Source organism: Paenibacillus sp. LjRoot153, from assembly GCF_964253085.1.
Taxonomy (GTDB): Bacteria; Bacillota; Bacilli; order Paenibacillales; family NBRC-103111; genus Paenibacillus_E.
This window is the reverse complement of sequence record NZ_CAXUQH020000002.1, coordinates 239471-262355: the sequence shown is the minus strand read 5'-3', so window position 1 is coordinate 262355 and position 22885 is coordinate 239471. Positions and strand designations below refer to the sequence as shown.

Annotated in this window: 19 protein-coding genes and 2 pseudogenes; 14 read left to right on the top strand and 7 right to left on the bottom strand. The window is 40.1% G+C overall.

Features of this window, described 5'->3' with window-relative positions; translation table 11 throughout:
* Positions 1 to 363: 363 nt before the first annotated feature.
* From ACSQ8P_RS36560 to ACSQ8P_RS36515, 10 genes are all read left to right on the top strand, one after another.
* Positions 364 to 1059 (top strand): hypothetical protein, encoded by a 696-nt coding sequence (locus tag ACSQ8P_RS36560; protein WP_436239882.1) that lies wholly within the window; start codon positions 364 to 366, stop codon positions 1057 to 1059.
* Positions 1059 to 1820: a hypothetical protein gene (locus ACSQ8P_RS36555; RefSeq protein ID WP_436239881.1), complete on the top strand. Its 762-nt coding sequence runs from the start codon at positions 1059 to 1061 to the stop codon at positions 1818 to 1820. The genes ACSQ8P_RS36560 and ACSQ8P_RS36555 overlap by 1 nt, the downstream gene beginning before the upstream one ends.
* A 26-nt stretch (positions 1821 to 1846) precedes the next feature.
* Positions 1847 to 2146 carry a hypothetical protein gene (locus ACSQ8P_RS36550; protein WP_436239880.1) on the top strand — a complete coding sequence of 100 codons (300 nt, stop codon included), beginning with the start codon at positions 1847 to 1849 and terminating at the stop codon, positions 2144 to 2146.
* A 682-nt stretch (positions 2147 to 2828) separates the two neighbouring features.
* The gene (locus ACSQ8P_RS36545; RefSeq protein WP_436239879.1) at positions 2829 to 4670 is read left to right on the top strand and encodes a dynamin family protein; all 1842 of its coding nucleotides are present in this window, start codon (positions 2829 to 2831) and stop codon (positions 4668 to 4670) included.
* Entirely contained in the window at positions 4667 to 6418 is a 1752-nt protein-coding gene (locus ACSQ8P_RS36540; protein WP_436239878.1) for a dynamin family protein, read from the top strand. The genes ACSQ8P_RS36545 and ACSQ8P_RS36540 overlap by 4 nt, the downstream gene beginning before the upstream one ends.
* Positions 6419 to 6431: 13 nt before the next feature.
* Entirely contained in the window at positions 6432 to 6986 is a 555-nt protein-coding gene (locus tag ACSQ8P_RS36535) for a hypothetical protein (RefSeq protein ID WP_436239877.1), read from the top strand.
* Between the two features lie 24 nt (positions 6987 to 7010).
* The gene (locus ACSQ8P_RS36530) at positions 7011 to 10715 is read left to right on the top strand and encodes a dynamin family protein (RefSeq protein ID WP_436239876.1); all 3705 of its coding nucleotides are present in this window, start codon (positions 7011 to 7013) and stop codon (positions 10713 to 10715) included.
* Positions 10716 to 11558: 843 nt separating this feature from the next.
* The gene (locus tag ACSQ8P_RS36525) at positions 11559 to 12377 is read left to right on the top strand and encodes a hypothetical protein (protein WP_436239875.1); all 819 of its coding nucleotides are present in this window, start codon (positions 11559 to 11561) and stop codon (positions 12375 to 12377) included.
* A 132-nt stretch (positions 12378 to 12509) separates the two neighbouring features.
* Positions 12510 to 12800, top strand: coding sequence for a hypothetical protein (locus ACSQ8P_RS36520; RefSeq protein ID WP_436239874.1), 291 nt, complete (start codon positions 12510 to 12512; stop codon positions 12798 to 12800).
* A 393-nt stretch (positions 12801 to 13193) separates the two neighbouring features.
* Positions 13194 to 13337: a hypothetical protein gene (locus ACSQ8P_RS36515; RefSeq protein WP_436239873.1), complete on the top strand. Its 144-nt coding sequence runs from the start codon at positions 13194 to 13196 to the stop codon at positions 13335 to 13337.
* Between the two features lie 768 nt (positions 13338 to 14105).
* Here ACSQ8P_RS36515 and ACSQ8P_RS36510 read toward each other — a convergent pair.
* Together ACSQ8P_RS36510 and ACSQ8P_RS36505 are read right to left on the bottom strand one after the other, a co-directional pair.
* Entirely contained in the window at positions 14106 to 14438 is a 333-nt protein-coding gene (locus ACSQ8P_RS36510; protein ID WP_436239872.1) for a hypothetical protein, read from the bottom strand.
* Between the two features lie 75 nt (positions 14439 to 14513).
* Positions 14514 to 14990, bottom strand: coding sequence for a hypothetical protein (locus ACSQ8P_RS36505; protein ID WP_436239871.1), 477 nt, complete (start codon positions 14988 to 14990; stop codon positions 14514 to 14516).
* Positions 14991 to 15224: 234 nt separating this feature from the next.
* On the opposite strand from ACSQ8P_RS36505, the gene ACSQ8P_RS36500 reads away from it, so the two are divergent.
* Complete coding sequence (locus ACSQ8P_RS36500; RefSeq protein ID WP_436239870.1) at positions 15225 to 15797, top strand: recombinase family protein; 573 nt, start codon at positions 15225 to 15227, stop codon at positions 15795 to 15797.
* Positions 15798 to 16053: 256 nt separating this feature from the next.
* Here the strand turns inward: ACSQ8P_RS36500 and ACSQ8P_RS36495 are convergent, their stop codons facing one another.
* The 3 genes and pseudogenes from ACSQ8P_RS36495 to ACSQ8P_RS36485 form a co-directional block, all read right to left on the bottom strand.
* The gene (locus tag ACSQ8P_RS36495) at positions 16054 to 17262 is read right to left on the bottom strand and encodes a stalk domain-containing protein (RefSeq protein ID WP_436239869.1); all 1209 of its coding nucleotides are present in this window, start codon (positions 17260 to 17262) and stop codon (positions 16054 to 16056) included.
* Positions 17263 to 17676: 414 nt separating this feature from the next.
* A pseudogene (locus ACSQ8P_RS36490) lies at positions 17677 to 18033 on the bottom strand (transposase); the annotation flags it as partial.
* Positions 18034 to 18069: 36 nt separating this feature from the next.
* Complete coding sequence (locus tag ACSQ8P_RS36485) at positions 18070 to 18384, bottom strand: hypothetical protein (protein WP_436239868.1); 315 nt, start codon at positions 18382 to 18384, stop codon at positions 18070 to 18072.
* A gap of 100 nt (positions 18385 to 18484) precedes the next feature.
* On the opposite strand from ACSQ8P_RS36485, the gene ACSQ8P_RS36480 reads away from it, so the two are divergent.
* Positions 18485 to 19066 carry a hypothetical protein gene (locus ACSQ8P_RS36480; protein WP_436239867.1) on the top strand — a complete coding sequence of 194 codons (582 nt, stop codon included), beginning with the start codon at positions 18485 to 18487 and terminating at the stop codon, positions 19064 to 19066.
* Between the two features lie 18 nt (positions 19067 to 19084).
* Positions 19085 to 19240, top strand: a pseudogene (locus ACSQ8P_RS36475) (site-specific integrase); the annotation flags it as partial.
* Positions 19241 to 19997: 757 nt separating this feature from the next.
* Here the strand turns inward: ACSQ8P_RS36475 and ACSQ8P_RS36470 are convergent.
* A complete protein-coding gene (locus ACSQ8P_RS36470) occupies positions 19998 to 20174 on the bottom strand; it encodes a hypothetical protein (protein ID WP_436239866.1) in 177 nt (58 codons plus the stop codon).
* 450 nt (positions 20175 to 20624) lie between these two features.
* Here ACSQ8P_RS36470 and ACSQ8P_RS36465 point away from each other — a divergent pair, with 450 nt between their 5' ends.
* Positions 20625 to 22556 (top strand): ATP-binding protein, encoded by a 1932-nt coding sequence (locus tag ACSQ8P_RS36465; RefSeq protein ID WP_436239865.1) that lies wholly within the window; start codon positions 20625 to 20627, stop codon positions 22554 to 22556.
* A 35-nt stretch (positions 22557 to 22591) separates the two neighbouring features.
* On the opposite strand, the gene ACSQ8P_RS36460 is transcribed toward ACSQ8P_RS36465, so the two are convergent.
* Positions 22592 to 22828 carry an NHLP leader peptide family RiPP precursor gene (locus ACSQ8P_RS36460; RefSeq protein ID WP_436239864.1) on the bottom strand — a complete coding sequence of 79 codons (237 nt, stop codon included), beginning with the start codon at positions 22826 to 22828 and terminating at the stop codon, positions 22592 to 22594.
* Positions 22829 to 22885 lie beyond the last annotated feature (57 nt).

Here is a 22885-nt window from a genome sequence, read left to right as displayed (position 1 = left end):
ATTACGAGACAAATTGAAACAGCCTTTGATAGACTGAAGGAGCAGGAGGATATTATCGTTAATTTTAAGGTTTGTAAACAAAATAACAGAAAAAAGTGGATAGATATCACACCTAGTTCTTGGATCATTTCAAATAATTTTTAAAAGCTTAGTTAATAAACATAAAGCAATCTCTCCAATTACAATTGGAGGGATTGCTTTTTTTGTTCTATTCTTTTCATTTACTTGATTCCAATAAATACTAGCGAAAAAATCTACTTATCCATAAACGATGCAGGCAATATTACTATTGATGTTGGCTTACCAAATTTCGAGCGCATGGTACAATATGGTTATAAAGAATCATAGGGATGTGGAAAATAGATGTTGAAATATGATCAGAAACAATGTGAGCGATTAGTATCTGAAATGCTAACCGAACAAGGTTACCTAGTCTCACGAGATTCTAGTGGTTTGCCAAAGTATAGCATTCAAGCATTAAAAGGCGAGAAAAAAGTTCGTATACGAGTAAGGCACTTAGAGTTTGACGGAGCATATAACCATTCAACTCTACCTTATCAAGTTTACAAAATTGAGGCTTTCAATAACGAAGAAGAAAGACTAAGAGGGATGGAAGTTTTGCAGCTCGTGATAGGCTATAATTTTAAGGATGGAAGTTTTGCTTGCGTGCCAATATTAGAGTTTAACGATAAACGGAGCGTTGTTGTCCACCAGAAGGAGGGTTTGAGGACAACCTTCTATAACTCATGGCATGCCATTGAAGAGTTTAAAGATGATCGTAATAAAGTAACAGCCTATCCAGAAAAATATATTGTATGGTTTACTAAAAAGGTTGGAGATGAACGTGTGTTTAATCGCTATCCTGTTCCTAATCTCCTAACTGCAGTTATATTAATCGATACATATATTCATGAAACATTGTGTTCACCCAATGCCTTAGGATTAAGTGTGTGGAATGAAACCGAAGGTGATTGGATGGAGTGGGACGATGGTGAAGGAAACGACATTCGGGAATTTACCGTGAATGAGCATTTTGAAATAAGCCTACGGAGGAAATAATGATCACAATAGCACTTACTAGGTTGAACGATATTTTTTCGGATGAGAAGAAGCTGTATGATCATATGAAAAACCGAACTGTTATTAATGGGAAAAGAGAATATAAAGATAAGAATCGTTGGTATCAGACGACGTATCCAGTTATCATAAGAAGGTATGAGGAAAGTAGAACGTCTCCATTGTTGGAATGCTGGGCGGAATGGATCTCTTGGGTGTTTTCATGGGTTGCCGCAATACCCGCGGGAGGCCTAGATGAAGAAGCAATGAATGCCTTATCTTTATTAGAGAAGCACTTCGGAGATGTTCGGCTTGAAAGCATTGGGCTGGAATCCCTTATGGGTGATATATATTCTGCAAATTACGGAGAGACAATGTTTGTTTCGTCTAATAAATCAGATTCTGCTTTAATTAAGGATTTTGTTATACTTGCAGATAAAATAATACATGTGAATGAATCGTGGAATAGCACACTCTCAACCACTACAAAGTTATTGCATTTTACTTTCCCTGGTTTGTTTCCGATCTATGACGCGAAGATACATACTGTGCTTTTTGGCGGGAAAACGAAAAGCTACAGACATTATCATGCTTACATTTTAGCCCTACATCAGTTTCTTCGAACATCCGATCTGATTCCTCTATTAAAAGTGGAAGCTCAGAAAGAAAGAGTTACTTTAGTTAGATTTGTTGAAATGCTTATTTTCTCGTCTTCGAAAGAACTAGCTAAAGAAAACATTGGGTTAGACAGACCACAGGTATGAACAGGCGAATAATTCGGAGGATAAAGATGAGAGACGAAATATTTGAGATAAAGATTTCACTACATTACAAAGATTTAGATTGGATAGCAAAGCCATTCAAACGTTACTTTGATCCTTTGAATGCATACTCTGTTACCATCACGCTTGAGCAGTTTCCAGTAACAGGTGATCAACGTTTAAAGATTAATATGATTGATAAAACAATGAGGGGTAAAGAAGTATACAAATGGCTTTCTGACACAAAGAAAAGGCTAATGCAGACAGATGTAGAAGGGGTCATAAATATTCATTTTAGAGCCGTATTTGTTAATGGTCCTATATACTAACCTGAGTGGCAATATTTAAAAAACAAATTAACAAAAAAATGCGAAAACACGCATAAATTTGGGTCTAGATCCCTCATGTATGTGTGTTTTCTTTGTAAAAAATGAGATGTTTGATGTCTAAATAGAATCTTATTTGCTTGTGAAACACGAGGTGTACCATGAGCACAATCAGTATCCACCCATGTCTTGTTTGCTTTAGTCCTGTATTTGCCACGAGCGTCAGACGCTCCATTTTAATACGACAAAGAATATGATCCGCTTGCCAGGCACAAAGATTACATCCAAGAGGTTAATAACTATAACGAGGGCTGCTGGAGGCAATAGTCCGAATTTATGCAAATCCAAGATTTGATGCGGAGCAAATGAGAATCGTCATTTGGGCAATTAATAGGGATGGGACACTATTGAGCTCATGCAGCTTGTTAACTTGATAGATGCCTTGCGCGGAGGAGATATTTGAGTATTGCGAGGCATTGGCAAATTGCAGATTGGGTTAAGTAAAAGAGGGAAGATGGGATTGTAGAAGCCCAATAAGAGTGGCACAATCCCCCTCCCCATCCAAATTTTGATAATTATGTCCCGTTATTTGGAGGTTTTTGTTATTAGGTGTCGAATTAATTTTAGGCCATACTTCTGCACCTTATTTTTAGCAAAATTTGTTCCATTCTTGGGGGTAAACATCTTGCTTTTTCATGACCATAAATCGAACATTCGACACATATTCCAGAATTTGAATGAAATTTTGCAGCCGCTAGGATTTGAAGATCGTTTAAAAGCCTCGGTAGAGCGTCTGAATCGAGAAACGATGAATTTACTTGTAGTAGGCGAATTCAGCCGAGGCAAGTCTACTTTCATAAACGCATTACTGGGTGCGCCGATTTTACCGTCAAAAGTGAATCCGACGACGGCAACGATTAATATTATTGTGCCGGGAGAGGATCGAAAACTTACGATTGAATATCACGATGGTTCTCGTGTCGAGCATTCGTTGCCGGATGAACAAGTGAACAAATATCTAGACGGCATCGTAACCGTAGCAAACGCAGATGCTAATAAAATTAAGCAAATTTGCATTTCCGTCCCCGGGCCAATGCAAGCGTGGAACTGCGTCATCGTGGACACACCGGGGGTTAATGATCTGGATGACCTCCGGGAAGAGGTGACCTACAATTACCTTCGCAATGCGGACGCTTGCATCATTTTGCTGGATTCACATCAGCCGTTATCTGAGAGCGAACGTCGCTTCATAACAGAGAAAGTGTTACAAAACGACATTAATCGGCTGCTTTTTGTCATGAATCGCATGGATGAGGTGGATGATCAACCGGACGGACATAACGCCGAGCGGCTGCGATCTTACGTAAAGAAGCTGCTGGTTGAGAAGGTCCCCGCCATTCAGGAGCCGATTATTCACACCGTATCTTCTAAAGAAGCACTGCGTGCAAAATATAAGCAAGAATCCAGCGCGTGGCGAAGCGCGTTTGATCGTTTTGAAAGCGAACTGCATAAGTTTCTCTCTCATTCCGCGAGCAAGGATCGGCTGGAAGAGCATGTCGACCGCGCGATAGGTATCGCATACAACGGGATCCAAACCATCTCGGAGCGAATTCGATTGTTGTCCTCCTCAGAGGAGGAGTTGGAAGTGCAGTTGAGAAGTCTTGAGACCGAAGAGTTGCGGTTGCAAGTCCAGCTTCAATCGTTGTCCGTTACAATGGATCAAGAATCGCTGGAGTTGTCCCGGCGTATTCAAACTCTAGTGGAACAACGATTCTCTGATTTGAGGGATTCATTAATTCGCCAAACAGAGCTATCAACCAATGAGTCGGACGTCCAGTCGCTGAAGTCGGAGCTCTCTTCCGGCGTTCGCCACTCGTTGGATGCGGTATTGGCGGTAATTAGCGACCATAAGCAGTCGTTATCCGACAAGCTGCGTAAGGAATTTACTGCGTTCTTTTCTCCTGAGGACACGATGGCCTTGGCACTTCATAACGCATCGGCAGTTGAACGGTATGAAGCAAATGCAGCCTTGCCGCGTTTTGATGCCTCTCGCCGAACACAGCAAATTGCTGGTGAACATTCGACGTTCTGGAAAGCTGCCGCTGCAGGAGGCGTTCTTACTTATGTAGCTGCTGCGTTATTGGGGCCCATTGGCATCGTTGCCGGAATCATCGGTTCCTTTTTGTTAGGGGGAAAGATGGACGAGGCACAGCAGCAACAACAGCTTGAGCAAGCACTTGCCGAAATGAAACGCAATATTCGCATGCAGATAGATCAGATCATTCAAGAAAGCAAACAAAGCGCGTTACAAATGGCAAAAAATGAGATCGCCCCTCTGCATGCATACTATAAAGAGCATGTCCATGGACGGTTGGAGAGCATTTCGTCGACGCTGAAAAGCGAAAGATGCGGGATTCTTGATCATTCAGAAAACCTGCAGGCGCAGCTTCACTCCATGGAGCGAAATACGAACGATTTGCAAAAGATCATCGAACAGCTACATTTAATTAGAGGGGCATTATCATGATTCCTAACATACTCGAGGAACTTCAACAAATCAGTCAAAAAGTGAAACAACCAACCGCATCTCTGTTGATTGATGCTGTATCGGGCTCATTGCTGCGCAATACTTTTCATATCGCCGTTCTTGGGGAATTCAAACGGGGGAAAACAACGTTCGTCAACTCATTGATCGGCAACAATTTGCTTTTCACGGACGTATTGCCCGCCACCGCCTTTATACATGTATTGGAGTACAGCGAGAACGAGCGGATTGAGATTTGGTACACGGATGGCAGGCAGGAACAACTGACGCTCTGCAAAGAACATTTGGCGGCGCTGTCGGCCAACCATAACATAGAGCCGGAAAGCATCAAATTCGTGAAAATATATGTGGATCATCCTCTTCTCCGTGATGGCGTCGTGATCATAGATACGCCTGGGGTGAATGATCTCGTCTCCAGCCGTGCGGAGATTACGGCAAATATTTTGCCGCATTGCGATGCGGCGTTGTTTTTATTAGATGCCGTCGCCCCGCTGACGCGGTCGGAGGCGGAGTTTCTGGAAGCGAAAGTTTATTATAATAAACTGGATCAAATCTTGTTTATTTTGTCCAAGAGCGATCGGCTCGATGAAGATGAACTGCAGGAGGCCATCGAAGGCGCGGAGTTACGCGTGAAAAACGTTACTGGGAAAAATCTCTCCGTTCACCCGTACTCGGCAAAATCGGTACTTCAACAGGTTGCTGCGGGAGAGATGGGTCTCACTCCACAATTGCAACGAGTCTATGAGTATATAAGTAAACTTCGTGAAGATTCCCGAGTGCTGCGGGATGAACGCAATGGGCAAAAGCTCTTGCTAGCCTCCGACTTGCTCGTGGAACACGTGGAATGGCAGCAGTCCATTCATCAAGCCAATGAGGAACAGTGGAGGAAGCTTGCAGATCAACTCGATGTGCTCATACAGGAAATGTCAGTAAAATTCGCTCGTCTGCTTACAAGCATCGAAAAAATTGGGCGTAGTGCGCTTCAAGAAATGGTTTCGATATCTTACACCAAATTTAAAGATTCCTCAATCAACGACTTACGTTACGATATTCGTTCCCGTCAGTCCAATTTGGAAAAGATGCTGGAGCGGGAAATCCCGCTTTATATGGAGCAGCAGCTCCGGAGATTTTCTGAAGTGAAGGCTTCTGAAATTCAAATTTTTATAGAAAAACTTCAAATTCATATTAGTGAAGAGTATCAGAAGCACTTCCGGTTACCATTGACTCAGGTGGTCGCGCAATCGGGGATCCCAATCCCTTCATGGGTTGCTTCCATTTCACCTCATGAGCAAAACCAGGTGCAGCAGGTGATCAAGCAAGTAGCTCCTTTCACGGTGGGCGCAACGGTCGGAACGGTTATTTTCCCAGGAATTGGGACGATCATCGGAGGGGCGGTAGGGATGGCTTATAATGTATTTGCCAAAAACAAGAAACTGGAACAACTGCGGGACGAATTACTTCAAAATTTAGAAGTTGCAGTGGGTGATATTGTTGATACACATCATAAGGAAACAAGCATGGCGATCGATGTTTGGTTCGATCACATGCTGATTGCTTTCAAAGAGTACCACAATGAACAATATGATTCCCTCGTGCAGATGATTCAGAGTAAACAGCAGGCTCCTAATCTGCAATCAGTGGAATTGGAGCTCTCAGCATTGTTGCAACTGCGGGAACGTCTTACAGCTATCCGCGGTCAGTTAAGCCATACCATTCCGATTACGAATTGAGGAGGCAAGTGCCATGTCCGATTTTTTACATGATTTTTTGCACCATAGCCTATCAGGACAACATCAGCACGGAGACGATACAATCCGAAGCGAGTCGAATTCCATGGGCGGTCGTGACTATTTTAACGCATTGAACCAAAAGTTAGGACATAGCGAGCCGAATGCCACTGGGGGATACGATCATTTTAATGCGATTAACCAGAAGACAGGGCATAGTGAGTCCAACGCTCTCGGAGGCGCAGATTATTTCAATGACAACTTTCAAAAGGTCGGTCACTCGGAGCACAATGCGTTCGGCGGAACGGACCATTTTGACGCACAGTACCACAAAACCGGGCATTCCGAGGCTAATGCTTTGGGCGGCAAAGATTACTTCAACGAATCGTACCAAAAAACCGGCTACAGTCAAAGTAATGGAATGGGCGGGCAAACGTTCCTCAGCATGCCAATGACGGATGCGGCTCATCTCCACGCATCGCATCAGGCTTGGATGGATCAAGTGACGAATCCGGTTCATGGCGATCCGTTGAAGCAGGTCCATCAATTCCAATTTCCTACTTTCATTTAATCTGCAAAGAGAGGCTCACAGAACATGCCGATAGCGCCTGTATCAAAAGTGGATCCAATGATTTCAGAATTTATGAGTTTGCATCCGATCGAAGGGGAGACTGTTCTTTTTCGCGCGGAGTCGAAGTTTCACTGCGAAACGTTGTGGGGGGAAAGCGAAATAACAGGCCTTTGCTTTGCCACGAATTATCGATTCGGTGTCATCGGCAAGCAGCAGAAGCTCTTTTACTCGACTAATCCTTATTGCAATATTCGTGATACTCAAGTGGTGGACGACGCCACGTTTCAGTTTCGGATAGGCGGTGAAGACTGGTTTGATATTTCCAAAGATTCTGTTTTTACCGTCACCTTATCGGATGACAACCTGCTAGACGCAGTCATTGAACACGTGATTCATTTTCGTTACGATTTCCCTCCGAAGGAGGTAGAGAGTAAGTTTCCTGAAATTTTTGAACTCATGTATCGCGGTGAATATGAGAACGCGCTGCAGCAATTGCAACATCTTAAACAAATCGACACTCTTTCAGGGATGATCGATTTATTGATTGGCAAAGTGCTCCGTGTAACTGGAAAGCAAGTGGAAGCGACTTCCCTTATTTCCAAAGGGGCATGGAAGGCGATACTGTTCCATCCTCAGGTCATGTTTGCTGAATATTTGTGGTATCCGTGGCACAACGGAACGTTACGCTTTCTTCCGGCATTATCGGATTTGAAAGATGATCGGTGGATTGTGCAGCGATATCTGATTCATGCCATACATGCAAAGGCACAAGGTCAGTTCGAGCAATTTATAAAAAACAGCTGCCTGGCTTTTAAGTATTATATCACTGAGTCCGAGGGGCTTGATCCGGCCTGTTTTAGCTTTGCGGCTCATTGTCTTCATTACCTGTATCCATCAACCAAATCATATGTGCATGAAGCGTTTTTGATCTTTATTGAACGATATGAAAATCTCTTTGCTGATGAAGATGAATCATCCGTGGACTTAATGCGGACCATATTTTTAGAGGTTTTCAATGAGTCCTATGATCATATTGCCTGGTTGCAGGCGCTCGAAAGCCTCGACGACTCTTCAGAGTTGAAGAATAGCATATCGCTCGCCCAAGAGAACTTTTCCGAACTGTTATCATGTAAGAGCGTGAAGCAGGAGCCCGAACGTAGGGATAGCTGGGACTTAGCGGAATTCCTGGGATACAGCGGATTTAAAAATGAATATGACTCACATCTATTACATATCCGTGATGTCGCTTATAAAACAGTCGGTGCCGCACGCACCATGGGAATTACGAGCCCTGAAGCCATACAAGGCATGAATCAGTTAAAACAATTGGATTTCTTCAAAAAGTTGGAGCTTTTGGAAGAAGAGTCGCTTGGTTTCGTCATCCTTCTTCTACAAGCCGAGGAGCATTTGGCCAACGGTTACCAAGGTCACGTAATGATTGCTCTGCAGGAGTGGAAACGTAAAAACGGCCATTTACTCGGACTCATATCCGAACCTTATTTGCAGCACGCCGCTACGATTCTTCAAGCTTATGAGGCGTGGGCGCTCGGCGACGTTAATCAATTATCTGACGCGCTTGGCAGACTTCCGATGCATGCTCCGTTTAATTGGATACACGGTTTACTCCATAATCAGCGCTTAGTATTAGAAATGTCACAGGCCGCTTATGAAAATGAATCTGAAGTGATTGAGGGCATGCTTCAAGCGTCCAAACTTACGGGGACCTTTTCTGAATCAACCTGGTTGGATCTTCCAATGAGAGACAAAGCAAAACAATTTTACCAACTGCTGAATGAGCGAATGCAAGAAGTGGATAGTTTGCAGCATGGACATGCAGAAGCGGCGGCAGGCCTAGACGAAGCGGCAGTGCAGCCATCAAAAGCTTCGTGGCTCAGAAAGGTGAAATCTTTGTTTTTTGGAAAAAAAGAGACAATGCAAGAAGTTGTCCCCACAGCGGTCATGAAAAAGCCGGTCAAGCATATTAAAATTGCAATTGCGGGCGAATCGAGCGCAGGGAAAACGACTTTGCTTAACGCGATCTTCCGAACCAATCTATTCTTCGTTACGCAAGAGGAGGCAACCGGCGTGCCAACGGAAGTCAGATACGGCGAACGGATGCGACTGGAGGTCTGGGACAAGTCGGGGCAGCTTCGCAATACGATGGAAACCGAGTCTTCATGGTTTCAGGAAGACGGAACGACCTTGCTGGAGCAGCACCTAGACATAGTAAGCACCTTTTTGATGCAGCATACGAAGGTAGGTTCTCCCGCACTAGAGTGGGTAGAGCGCGTTGTCGTCTATGCGCCGCTGCTCAAGCTGCCGCCTCATGTTGTACTCGTCGATACGCCTGGCTTCAACTCGGACGCTCGCCGTACCGCTGTCACAGAAGCTGAGATGAAGTCGTGTCATATGTGTATGTACATCATGGATGCCCGCAACGCCCTGAAAAGGAAAGAGATGAGCACCTTGGAATTCATCCGGGAGGAAGCGGGGAAGACGTTCATTCTGCTGAACAAAATGGATCTTGTACTTGGAGACCCTGAGCTCGACTGCGATGGCGGGGATGCGGCGGATGAAACCGTGGCGCGAGTCCGGCGGGATCTTGCAGCTTATTTTCATTTGCCGGATGTAGTCGTATACCCAGTTAGTTCCATGCCGAGAGAGCAGCTTACGAGTGAAGCATACCGATACGCGGAACATATGCATGTGGTCACTGAAGCAATTTTCGTGGAAGCGGAACATCAGCAGTTGGATTTGTTCATCGACGCTTCAGCGAAAACTGTGATCGAGGTGCACCAGGGGATCAATAATGCCTTTGCCCGATCCGTAGAAATCCAAGAGCAAGAAATTCACAGGATGGAGAAAGTCGTCCCGCAGGATTTCACAATTTATGAGGATCAAGTACAAGCGCTTATCCGTAACAGCATAGCTAAATATCGCTCCGAGTTCGTCGATACCATGATCAAGGAACTGAACGATGCGTTTCAAAGCACTTCAGATTCTATGGTGGCGTGGTTACAAGAAGTTACTTCGGCCAGCAGATTGAAAAACGAAGTGCAGGAGCAGGCGACTCAACTGCTTCAAAATGCGTTAACGCGCATCGACATCGCCCGCAAACGCGAGTTGGAACGTATGGGGAAGAAAGTGTCCGAAGAAGCAGCGTCATTTTTACAAGAATTATATCGGAACTTACCGTTCGCAACGTCCTTCGATTCGAAATCGTTCCTCAGAGGGTTATCTACAAACCAATTGACGTCATCTGCGGGACTACAAACCGAGCTGAGCAATATCAATTACGGCAATGGACTTAACGGCGGCTCTGTAGCGGGTGCGATAGTGGGGACGTTCCTTCTTGGCCCCATCGGTACGCTAATAGGTGGGTTCCTCGGACAACTTCTCGGCGGTAAATCGCTCGGTGATGTAAAGAAAGAAGTATACGATACATACGTGAACACTATTAATCAGACGTGGGACCAAGTAGCGGAAGTTTGTGATCAAGATTTAAGCGAAGAGCGGACTGCCTCATTTATGAATCGTCTTAACCAAGCTGTGCAACAGCAGCTCGAAGCGTGCAGAAAGGTCGTACAGCTTGAAATTGAATCAAAGGAATCAGCTTTAAGGGAGCAAGTAGGCGATCTTATTCGTATGCGGCTTGCAGCACGTCAACTCCAGCAAGTTATGGATCGTTTGCGCCAATGGCGTACGGTGAGGCGCGCCAAGTTGGGGTAGAAGATGAGGCTGTCTCAAATGGTCTGAAAAGACCTAAGAGATAGCCTTGTTTTCTTTTATAAAAATAACAAAAAGAAATTCCTCTTTGGTAAAATGGGAGTTCTCAACCACGATGCAACCACGTTCCTTTTTCTTCAACGGATATAAAATACAGGTAAGACCGGCCACCTATAATTTTTTGATGCACTCTTACTGCATTCCATGTACGGACATCCTTTTTATTTTGAGTTTTATTGATGTACTATTAGCGAGAGAGTACCAGCTTCATTGCAGTAAAATTCTTGAAGGTGCCCGCCGGGAAAGACTATTATTGAATATGAAGTTGGACTTATCAGCGCTTTTTTGCGGTAAACAGTTCGTATTGTACTGGAGAATGCTTTCACAATTTCTATATTATCAGATAATTTTTAGGGGAATGTTTGAGATAAGATTTGATTCGCATACCATTCACCTCAACCCATCGAAATTTTGTGATTTCTTCGAATGTATCACCAATTCCAATGGAAATTAAAAAGCTGCCCAATGCCTGGGTTTGTAACGCATTCAACTTTAATAGAAATGATTGAATACATGTGTAAACTAGAATGGAGAATAGATGAATTGAGCGGTATCTGAAAAGGTGGTTTATTTAATAACATTATTCACAGCAATAATGTGCACAATTTATTTGTGAATTGTGGATAAATCTCCATCAGCGCATCTAAGTGGTTAAAGGAAAAAGGAAAGATAACACAGGGGAATACAGAGGTATTCACTTTATGTGACAAAAACCGTCAATATTTTGAAACTATTGCTGATCTAGGGCGTAACGTATAATAAATACTACTATTGGGGAGAGATGCTATGAATTACTTATTTGATCTAATAAAAACGATTTTTCCCGACCCGCAGTCAGCTCTATTAATTATTGTGTTAACTGTAGTCGGTATATCAATGTATAGACAATTAAGAACAACTGTTTTGGAAAGTCAAAAAAACTTAATAATAAAGACTGAGAAGGCTATTGAAGTATATTCTGAATTAGAAATTGAAATGAAAAGAATCATCAGAGAAAGGTTAGAAATATCACCACTTGAAATGAAGATATCAAAAGCAAAAGTATTTATTCCCTATGAGTTATTAAAAGAGTTTGACGAGTGGTTTGATAGTGATGATGTGGAAGAAAAGTATGAATCTCTTAAGGCATTGCGAAAAAAACTTAAAGAAGAGATACTAAGGTTAAAAAGAACTCAATATGATCCAATAACGTACCAAAACAATGGTGGGATAACAGAGTATATTGGAGTATATTTTAAAACTAAATTGTCCTCACTTGTTGAGCCATTAGTACATACTGGAATAATCCTTTTTGTCTCATTGACTGTATTTTTAATATTTTCTGTTTTGAACACTACTCATTACTGGAAAGAAAAAGTTCTTATCATTTCAGTACTAGTTGCATTTGTTTTATTTATTATGATACTCGATATTATTGTTTCTGAGATAATGATGAAAAAGAGATTTAAGAATTCAACTGTTAATTGGTCAATATTTGGTCTGTTTCTAATAACTACTTTTCTACTAATTTTCATTGGTCCTTGGTTTAGAGGTATTCTTCTAGTCTTGTTAATATTTGTGTATGCATTCTTTGCTAGTCGATATAGTATTGAAAATTCAAGTTAGACAAAAAGGGGGAAGCATCTGAAATGTTCGTATAGGAGACTCGTTCGATATCTAAAGGCGTGGAAGGATAATAAAGAAGGTGAAACTAAATTGCTGAGTGGAATGTTTTAACTATCTTGGCTGCGAATCACTTTGTATCCGATCACCCGGATTGATGATGATGATGCACTTGCAGCCTCAGCCAAAGCGATACGCAAGACACTCTCCGCTACTTTTTTACTTACAAAACTGGTGTTTCCAAGTGAAGAGTTGATGTCGGATTGGTCGGACACAAGACGAGATAACTTTTTGAATAAGCTGGAAAATCTAGTTGAAAAAGCGGAGGAAGCTCTCAAAGAAACAGATAAAATCAATGCTTCAAAAAAGTGGATTGATGTTTTTGGGGACCGTTTCCCGGAACATGAAACTACCGAAGCCGCGTAGTCGGAAACAAATTCTGTTCTAAAAGCTTCTGCGCCACCGGTGCTCGGTAATCTTGGACGATCAGCGTAATTTGAGTGTGTACTACGATGGAGTGCTGGAAACTGCGGCACTTGGTTGAAGTGCAATACCCAGGTCCTAATAAGGGGGATATTTCTAGGTCGTTTCAAATCAGATACCAAGACCCAAATACGCAGGATAGTTTAATTCACTTCACGAATACCCGATGACGATAAGCTGGTTTATGTAAACCATGTACTCAAGAGCAAATTACTGGAATCGGACACCCTAGTACAGCAAGCAGTAAACAACACCAAGGAGCAATTTGCTAATTCCCCCGATCTGTCCAACGAACTGATGAATGCCATAATGGACGCCTTCACCGCCCATAGCGTCATGAGTAAGCAGGCACTAGATTCGGAGAAGGTACGTCACTCATTAAGAGATATACTTCTCGGTCCGGCAGGGCTGTACGAAGCTTTGAGAAAGCGTGCGAGCTCAAATACTAGCGATGTTCATGAAGAACAAGAGATGGCGTAATCCGGCAAACTGGGAGATCGCAGGGCGAAGTACTTGTTGGATGGGTAAATAAACCTATTTAGGGGAGAGTGCTAAATGAACTCCGATGACGCTCCAATCTTTACAGAAAAATGAGTGTGGCTATCGAGGAAATGGCCGAAAAAGGAGGGGGACTTTCTTTCTATCGCTAAAGATCTCTTAAAGCAATTCCCAATACTGAAAGAAAGTGAATTTGAGAAAGTTTTCGATCACGTTAGAAATATCATAGCCCCGGAAGCTCCGAAGGTTAGCAGCGCTCATTACGCCAGGATGAAGGAACTAGCAGAACGTGCTCGACAACGAATAAATAAGAAGTACGGTAATGGAGATTTTAAATTTTGAAATTTATATTTACTTCAACGGTCCATGAAGCAAAAAGGCGAGTGGTCTCTAATGGACCGCCCGCTTTTTTATTTCCCTGGTTCCGGCAGATTTTCCTTGTAGCCCTTCTATCCTAAGCTCTTCAGAAATCTGACGTTTCTTCATTCCTTCAAGTTTCACCCCCAAATTATCCCCCCCTTAAAATAAGCAGAGAACACACCAGTCCTGTGATACTGTTGTTTCATTTATCTAGCATTTACTAGATTAGGATATCCTTTTACTAGAGTAATAGATTCTAGTAATGAGGAGCGGGTTGTTTAGGGGGTGAGAATCATAATGGAAAGACCATCATGATTTTTTCATCAACCCGAACAGAGTGCTAAATTATAGCGTGCATAAAATTGTTTGTCTGAGATTCGCTACATTCATTTAAAAAGGCTGTGAGGAAAAGCTAATTTCAGTCTTATTGATAGAATCAAATGAGGTAATTGTAACGAATCCCTGAAGTTCTCTAATGACTGCATTTTTGTTTTTAAATAAATTTAAATTCTCATTCTCTTGCCAACCTCTTATATGTAAAGACCGACCTTCGCTGCTCACGTATCGAACCTTTGAAATGATAAAGTAATTGTGAAAAACAAAAACGAGATTTGAGTCCCAATCATTAGGGATTTCAGTAATAGAATGTACAACATAAAGTGGTTTGTTAATAAATCTTTGTAGCCAACTATCTAATTGTTCCCATGAAAGTTGATTCTCCATGCAATGGGTCCCATCCCTAAAGGTTATTTTATTCGATTATTGCAGAGTTTGAATATTATTAAATTCCACACGCTTTTAGAGTCCGCGTCTGGCTATTAGTCGCGAAATGACTCCGTAATCTTCCTCAGCCGCTCCTGCACTCGTACCATAAGCAAAGATCCCATACATTGTATCTGAATTATTAATTTCAAAGAAGAGCATTGGAATAATAGTAGAGATCGACGACTTATATGTATGTTGAATTACTCTAGATATATTAGGTGGAATAACCAACTCATCACTTAAACCTTTATTTATAACTAAACCTTCATTATGAAGGGAAATTGAATGGAATGTCTTCTCATATATGTCACGTTTATTCATCTTATATCCGTTTTTATCATAAGTTATAAAAAAAATAGGGTATTTCGACCCGTTTTCTTCATTATTTCTTTGTGGATTAAAAAGGTTTTGTGAAGACTTACAAAATGAAGAGTCAAGGGATATTGTATTTTTTTTAAGATCAATTCCCTCATTATGAGTAGTTACTGACAAATATAAATCAATGTACATAAGGCTTCACCCGTTCCAAAAGTGTTTTATATTAATCTAGTTTAATGGATAATTTTTGAATATACAAGGCAACCTCCCCGATTTCTATTAATATAAGTCCAGTCTGTCGCTGTCTATAGTATTCACCTCTTGGTGTCACAACTTAAAAGTATTGACACGAACCCTTGATAAACGTAGGATTAAGGCAGAAATCGGGGTCATATCTTATGGTCAAAATCAAAGGAGGAAATGTCAATGATTTATGGTTACGGACGCGTGTCCATATTCAGTCAGGATTTAGAAGCGCAACTCGAACAGCTGAAAGCCAATGGTGCTGAAAAGGTGTTCTCCGAGAAGTTCACAGGGACGAAAAAAGATCGTCCTGAATTCCAAGCGTTGCTCAAGGTCCTGAAGCAAGGCGATACCTTGATTGTAACGAAACTCGATCGGTTTGCACGATCCACGGTCGATGCCATTACAATCGTTAAGGAATTGTTCACCAGGGGCGTTAAGATCAACGTATTGAACATGGGAATGATTGAAGATACCGTTACAGGTCGTTTGATCCTTACCATCTTCTCCGGCTTCGCAGAATTCGAGCGGGATATGATCGTAGAGCGTACGCAGGAAGGCAAAGCCATTGCAAGACAGAAGGTAGGCTTTACTGAAGGGCGTCCGAAATCGTTCAGTGAGAAGCAGCTGAACCACGCAGTAAGCCTACTTGCTAGTAACTCCTACACCGAAGTATCCGCCATTACAGGTATTAGTAAGTCAACTCTGATCCGGGAGGTAAGAAAAAACAAACAAACGGGCACCGTTTTGTTTTAACAAGTCCCGTTTGAAGAAAGAACTAAAGAAGATTTATGGCAAAAATCGAGGGTGCATAACTCACATAGCCCTCATACCGATCTGCTCAAGAAACACCTATGAGTACGAGATCTCGTAGTAATTTGAAGGAAATCCGTCCTATATCCTAATTTTCTTTCATAGAAGGAGGATTGTCTAATCAAATTTCGATAAAGAAAAAGCACCACATAGGGTGCGTATTGTAAGGTTTAATGGATTTGATTTTTTCTATTAGGGGTTACTTAGTGATATTAACTACTCTGTTCTCACTGTCCCATTCGACTTTTGCACCTAGCGCTTCGCTTACAAACCGGATTGGAACATAAGCTAACGAACCGTATAATAAAACAGGTTGATCAAGAGTAACCTCAATACCATTAATTAATGCAACATTAGAATTTACCGTCATTTCTATATCCTTACCATTAAGTCTGGCCAAAATAGACTTTTTGTCATTATTCCAATCCACAGTAGCTCCTAATGCCTCAAAAATATTTCTCATAGGTGTTATAGTTATGCCATTAGGATTCAAAGTGTTTGAAAATATACTCTTGCCATTAACACGAGTTGTTATATGGCTAGGTGGACGCCAGGTTGAGAAACTCCATACTCTCTTTTGCTTTTCACCGTCAATTGTGAACTCTGCCTCAACGGTATAAGTCTCTGCTACAAGTAAACTTTTTTTTGGGATTATTGATGTTCCTGACACATATATAGGTATTTCATTACCGCTACTATCATTTACTGATGCCTTAAAATCGTAGATCGGATGATTGAAGTTTCGGGTAACAGATATTATATAGCCTGAAGTTGAAATACCGAATTCCTCTAATGGGTTTGGATGTTCATTTGGACCGTAAAAACTTAAAGGTACATCCTTCATCCCATCGTAAGGATATACTCCAACTATTGGACTATCTTGCTTTAAAGGTGAAATGGAATCTAGTACTGCATAACCATTCCCTATATAGAAACCTATTTTGGTTATATCAGGACCAAGTACTGAACCTCTATGATTACCCCCACTTATAAAAGAATTGATTGCTCCCACGGCACTATCCGGATTAATAGCAATTGATTCATCAGACGCGTAAACTCTAAGTAAATCAAAAGAACCACCAGCAGCCTTTATTCGCCATTTATCTGAAAAGCCTGTATAGCCCTTTGCTCCTTCTACTTCCGGATGTGGATTATTACTTCCATCCCATCTAAAATTAATTCCCAAGTAATTTACATGATTCTCTGCAGCTTTACTAAGCGATGGATCTAATTCAACCAATGGTATTCCACTTCTCGAACGTATTTCATTAACATATTTTAGTACGTCTTGTTGATCTTTGTTATAAGAATAAACACTATCTGCAGCAGAGACATGGGGGACAATAAAAGTTAATGATAGAATTGTAATGCCAAATAATACATTACGTATGACTTTGTTGATACTCATCTAATTGTTTACCTCCCTCAATCATTTATTAATCAACTCAGTATATCAGTATATCAAAGGTTTCGTGGATAATTTTCCCACAAAAAATAAGCAATAACAACAATTTTATCTTATATATACGTTACGGGCATTTTAAAGATACTTCGCGCAGATAGACAGCGAAAAACGAGCGCGGGTCTAAGGTAATTTAGATAACATCGTCTTAACCAGTTGAAGGACGGAGCAGTAAACCTACTTGCTGGTAACTCCTACACCGAGGTATCGGCCATTACGGTATTAGTAAGTCAACGCTGTCTGAGAGGTAAGAAGACGTAAAGCCTGAAGGAGCGTCCACTGTGCAGGCGGATCGGCGTAAACACATATATCGCTGTTAGATATTTTGAATCAATTTTAACCACTTCCATTTTTTCCGGTCGTGTCCTTAAAGCGAGTCCGGCGATACCAGCTAATAGTGGTGTGATCAGGGAATTTTTGAGAAAGTCCAAGTCCTAGAAACCAACGATAAGCAATATTTAAATTAATTTCTTGCTCGAGTTGGCGCTCAGAACGAATCCCATAAAAATAGCCAATAAACATCATTTTAAAGAGTAAAATAGGATCAATCGACGGTCGCCCGCGATTGTCGCTGTAAAAAGGACGAACGATATCTAAAATAAATGAGAAATCAATATGAGCAGCTACTTGGCGAAGTAAATGATTTTGCGGGACCATTAAATCAATGCATACGAGTACATAGTCTAATTGAGGGTCTTTCGGATTAGAACGAAACATAGGTGTCACCACTTTCAATAATATAATATTATTACATTATATTAACGCGGTAATGTGGTGAAATACACTCAAAGAAATAAAGTCTGCCGAGACTTTCTCGACAGCCTGAAGATTTACTCTTAGTGTAAGAAATTTGTTTCCATTATTCTTTTTATTATATTTATTTGCAAGGGAACTACTCAGTCTTATTGCTTTGTCGTCATCTGTAAAACTGATTTGTAGCTTACCAACCTCAATCACATCTTGAAAGTCGTGTACTTTATTACGTTCAATCTCATTATTTGCATTTTCTTTTATTTTCTGTGCCTCTTTTATACTGGCAGCACAGGTTGATGATAACATTAACGCCATAAATAGTAATTGTATAGCCCTAATAAACATGGTAGTATTTGGGTGCTAACGAAATAGTAAAGTGTATATTACAAAACAATAGATAGTGAGGAACTAAAATATGGCAAGAATAAGCTTTCATAATAACCAACTAGATAAATTAATTAATATGGGTGCTCCTAGCGAAATAATTGAAAATGAGAAGAGGATATTAAGAAGACTTCTTGACCATTTTGACAAACGGAATGAATTTGTTAAAGAAATTATTAGCAAATTTAAAGAGGATGGAACCAAGTACGCTGCACATAAAATTGATGAAGAAACTGCCAAAGAGGTAGGTTTAGAAGCAGGAATTGTAGTTATTGTTAGTTATGCTAGTTCGCAACCGAAAGTGCCAGAAATGAATATACTCATTAATTTTCCAAAAGACATTAATGATATTTACATTACTTCGGAATCAATTCCTGTTTTTAGTGATAAGATGAGTGAGAATTTGCAGTATAAAAAACTGAACGAATACAATGATAAATTTCCTTTAATTAAAGTATATAAAATTGGAGAGAAGACTCGTATTGCTTCAAACATAAATCAAGACGAAAATGTTAATTTAGAGATAATTTTCAAGAGAATTGCAGATATTTGTATGTTTATAGAGATAGCTGCGCCACAAATTATAATTACTAACGCCATATGGGAAAATTAAACATTAGTGTACGAAAGTCTAGAAAGCGAGTGGCTATTCCCTTCACGTAAAGGTGAGGGGGCCATTACTCCCACCCAATCATACAGGTAGCTAAACAAAGCGGCTGACTACGCAGGCGTGGAATCTGTGGGGAATCACACGTTACGGAAGACATTCGGCTACTGGTTCTACAGATCACGGATCAGCAGATCGACCAGGATCTAGAAAGCTTTGTTCTTATGCATCAATACAGGCCTGATGGGATCCGCTCTTGGGCTTCTTTAAAATGTGAAATCAATTTCAGATTCCTAGGGGAAGAACCGTTTCAACACGCTGTAAAAAAATACCCAAACACAATTAGCGGAGGGATGTAGGGATTGTTTTTATACGTTTATTCTCATCATTTGATCCTGATTCAAAGTTAAACCTGGAAGTGAGAATACCTCCATCGATTGCAAATGTGTTGACATTAAATTTGGATTGCCTGGATGGAATATACGTACCTCATAATGGAATGTCGTTACAACCTGCGAAAATATCTGATGGGTATTGAGGGCGACAGTTGCTAACGTATTTAAAAGAATGATTGGGGTTCCAGTATTCCAATCTATTACTTGGACTCTGGCTGAAAGAGTCTGAGTTGGATTCACATTGGCCAATATGAGCAGAGATCTCACCAACAAGCGTATTCAGCACCCCTGTAGATAATACTTTGGGACCTGGGGTAACCGCCGCATCGCCACCTTAACCAGCGGACACATTCACATTAACGACAGGGTTGCCCACATTGGATACCGTGTCAGTGTCGGTCACACCCTGCGCTTGTCCTTGCTTTTGTTTTTGTTTCTGGTTGTTTACAAGGATTTCATATTTCTCCTTGTATTCCTTGTACTTTTTTTGTAATCGTCATCTCCCATTACTAAATCTCCACCAAGGGTTCAGCCATTATAAGTTAAGCAATTCCCTCTGTTTCAGATCGCTGAGATTCTTGACCTAAGAAATTTCTATAATTCATATGCTCGACAATTGATTTAAGAATTCCGTTTGCCAATATAAATGGAGTGGAGGCAACTTGGACAAACAAGGATATTAAGTGCTCCATCATTTTATTTCTAATCGTTGCAATCATATTCCCTCTCTCCCTCAAACGTTATACTATTCATACGGTAAAGATAACATTTTGTTCCAAGTTGCACACCACCAGAACCCAGTAAGTCAATGTCCAATTCATGACTAACTGGGGTGTTTTTTTACCAAATATATGAACGTATGTTTTAGATCACATTACGGGTAGCCGCCAATATTTTAACGGTAATATACGTTAAGCATTAGCAGATATGCATTTATACCGTTTCTATGGCTATGATACCATTACTCAGTCAAGTCGACGTTCTCCTTAATCCGCGGCAGAAATAAATTGTAGAAATAAGGCCTACAGCCTATCCTCCCTGCAGCTTGGTTACTCCAAGCTGTTTCGACATTTTAAATGAAGATACACAGTAACGAGCTTTATGATCTAAGAAAAAAAGGATAATGTCGAATAATATAGAAAATAGAAGATTAATATTATATTGGGAAGGTGAGTCAAATAAAAATTATACAAAGATCCCTTTGGATTGCATTATTAATGATTATCATTGGATGCGGTTTCAACTCATCCCAGCTGCTTGCTCAAAGTCAAAATGATAAGAACATTATTACAGAATGGAGAATTCTTTGGGGGCACGAGAATCTGTCAGTTCAAGAAATAGGGGATATTCCTAACTCTAACTGGCAAGTGATTCCTGACTATAGGAAATTTCCTGAAAAACCCAAAGGAACTTCGGAAGCTTGGGCAAAAGTGGAATTGCCATCAAAGTTACCAAATCAATATAGTATTCTAATAAGCGAAATTTATGCTCAGAATATCTCAGTGTATTTAGAAGATCAACTAGTATATGAAATTAAATATGGATTCCCGTTTGATGTACAGCGTATTTTAATCCCAATAAGTAGTGAAGATGCCGGGAAGAACATCTACCTAAAACTAAAAACTAGCCTTGATAGATTAGGAATAAACTCAGAAATTGAACTAGGAAAACATACCAATTTAATGAGACAATTTTTATTGCGTGATTTAGGAAGTATTATTATAGGTTGTGCGTCTATTTTTATTGCAATGATTATGTTTATTTGCTCCATATTTTTGAAAAGATCACAGATCGCAAGTTGGATTTCATTGAGTATTATCTTTGTAACTATGGGAGCTATTTTTATTACAAATACTCCTTTTACATTTGTTTATTTTGGTGACTATGGGGCTATTTATTCAGACTTGTTCGATATATCACTGGCAATCTTCTTACCGACTCTGAGCTTCTATTTTGAAAAAGTATTTGAAAATGGACAGCTTATTATAATTCGGAGTTTTAGAAGATTTCAAATTATTTATTCGATTTTTTATGTATTTTTTATGGTGATAAATCAATTTAGTGATTATAAATATAATAACGCATATTTTCTAATGACTTCTACAGTTTTAGGTTATATCATGATTATACAATTTTTATTGCTTACTAGCTTCTCTATTGTTTTTGCAAAGAGAGGAAATAAAGATGCTTTGATATTTGCAACTGGCTTTGGCATATTTACTCTATTAGGAACTATTGACCTCATTTGGTACTATTTTAGTCTTCAAACGCATCAGCTCTTTTTGTGGAAATGGGGAATTATAGGTTTTAATTGTGCTCTAATCGTCATATTAGGAAAACGTTTTTCTACTTCTCAAGATTTACTGATTAATTACTCTAAAGAACTTGAATTCTATAATCAGCATCTACAACTGTCTGAAAAAATGGAGATTATTAGTTCACTTACCGCATCTGTCGCTCATGAAATAAGAAATCCTCTACAAGTTACACGTGGTTTTTTACAGCTTATTACAGAAAGCTCAAATGAAAAAAATAAGGGATATATAGGAATAGCTATTGGTGAATTGGACAGAGCTTCTGAAATTATTAGTGATTTCTTAACATTTGCAAAACCTCAATTAGAGGAATTCAACGAATTAAACATTTCAAAAGAATTGAAACAAATTGAAGGGATAATCGTTCCTTTAGCAACTTCATATGGGGGAATGGTGTATATTAACATTCCTAGTGATCTATATATGCGAGGGAACTCCTCAAAATTAAAGCAGGCCTTAATTAACATAATGAAAAATAGTATTGAGGCTTTTCAAAAGGATGGGCAAATTCACATAAGGGCTTACGAAGATAGTAATGAAGTAGTAATACATATTAAAGATAACGGAGTTGGAATTGAACCAGCCCAATTAGTAAAGCTTGGAGAACCCTATTTTTCAACTAAAACAAAGGGGACAGGACTTGGTCTAATGGTTACATTCCGAATAATAGAAGCAATGAAAGGGACAATAAAGTTTAGTAGTCAAAAAAATGCTGGAACGGAGGTTGTTATTAGATTTCCCTCAATTAATCATAATGAGAATAATAGAGAAGGGGCACTTCAATAGCTGAAGTACCCCTTTTTATTATAATGACAAGTAAATTACCATTGCGCGTCTGTACCGTTCGAAGTTACCAAAATTTTAGCAGGATTTGTAGGAATAACAAGTATAAATTCACTATCTGTCTCTTCTAAAGCTTTAAGTCCTACATGATCAGGAATTTCTAAACCAAATACTTCTTTAAGAGCAGCTTTTGGATTAGAAAGAAGATTTTCTCTAAAAGAATTGTCTTCCCATGCTTTTTGAATGATTCTTTCTTTTAAAATTTCTGATGACATCATGACCACTCCTAAAGTAAATTTTACTACAAGAAAATAATACCATGAATATACAGC